The organism is Roseateles sp. T103 (assembly GCF_057219915.1).
This window is the reverse complement of record NZ_JBXVVS010000011.1, coordinates 1-1,395: the sequence shown is the minus strand read 5'-3', so window position 1 is coordinate 1,395 and position 1,395 is coordinate 1. Positions and strand designations below refer to the sequence as shown.

Here is a 1,395-nt window from a genome sequence, read left to right as displayed (position 1 = left end):
TGACGATGACCAAGTGCAGCAAGTGCAATGGTCACTTCGTGACGCATCCGCATGAGATCGCGCGGCACTTCGTGTGCGGCATGTGCAATCCGCCGGCCCGTGCCGGCAAGGGCCGCGCCGCCGGTGCGCTGCAGATGCACTGATCGGCCTGGGGTCCGGCCGCAGCCGGCCTGCTCATATGAACTACCGCGTCGCCCTGGTCGTGATCGCCCGCAACGAGGCGGCGCATATTGCGCGCCTGCTCGACAGCGTGCGTCCCTGGGTGGACGAGATGCTGGTGCTGGACACAGGCTCTAGCGACGACACCGCCGCGCTGGCCGCAGCGCATGGCGCGCGCGTGGCACGCTTCGCCTGGTGCGACGACTTCTCCGCCGCGCGCAATGCCGCGCTGGAGCTCGCGCCGGCCGACTGGCATCTGGTGCTCGATGCCGACGAATGGCTGCTCAGTGGCGGCGAGGCGATTGCTGCCTTGCGGCGGACTCCGCCTGAGTTCGTCGGCACCATCGTCCTCGATGACCGCTTCGACGATGGGCAACTGCGCAGCGCCTATTCGCGCCTGAGCCGTGTGCTGCCCGGCAGCGTGCGCTACGCCGGCCGCGTGCACGAGCAGCCGCAGCACCAGCTGCCCTTGCGCGACCTGCCCATTACCGTGGCCCACGACGGCTATCTGCCCGAGCGCCTGGCCGAGAAGCGCGGCCGCAACCGCCTGTTGCTCGAGCGTTCGCTCGAACACCAGCCGCAGGATGCCTACCTCTGGTACCAGCTCGGCAAGGACGCCTATGTCTACGAGGACTACGCGCTGGCCGAGCAGGCCTTTGCCCGCGCCGCCGAGCTGCCGCATCCGGCGGACGGCTGGTGGCTGGACCTGATGGCGCGGCGTCTGTTCACGCTGAAGCGGCTGAAGCGCCATGGCGAAGGGCTGATGCTGGCCGAGCAGCAGCTCGGCGGGCCCTGCGGCGAGTCGCCGGACTTCTTCTTCACGCTGGGTGACCTGCTGCTGGACTTCGCCGCCGACGAGCCGGCCCAGGCCGAAGCGCTGCTGCCGATGATCGAGCAGGCCTGGCTGCGCTGCCTGGCGCTGGGCGAGCATCCCGAGCAATGCGGTGCCGTCGCCGGCCGCGGCAGCCATCTGGCCGCGCACAACCTGGCGCTGCTCTACGAGGCGACCGGCCGTGCTGACGAGGCGCGCCAGCTGCGCGCCGCGGCCCCTGGGGCCATCAGCTGAGCTTGCACTGCCCCCCCAGGGCATCCCACCGACACGCGGCTCAAGATGGCGCTGCGTGAAATTGTGACGCCCATGTAGGAAGAAACCTGACAAGGGCAGGTGTTGCCGGGAGACAGGCGGAACGGATTTGGGCTGATGTTTGGGCCTTGTTCGACTCACCACAATTCGTC

2 protein-coding genes are annotated in these 1,395 nt (G+C 69.0%); both read left to right on the top strand.

All coding sequences use genetic code 11. From position 1 onward, the window contains the following. Positions 1-143 (top strand): FlhC family transcriptional regulator (locus AC2EBS_RS18245; RefSeq protein WP_484727581.1); only part of this gene is annotated, 143 nt, incomplete at its 5' end. Between the two features lie 35 nt (positions 144-178). Next, a complete protein-coding gene (locus tag AC2EBS_RS18240) occupies positions 179-1,225 on the top strand; it encodes a glycosyltransferase (RefSeq protein ID WP_484729874.1) in 1,047 nt (348 codons plus the stop codon). The last annotated feature ends 170 nt before the right edge of the window (positions 1,226-1,395 follow it).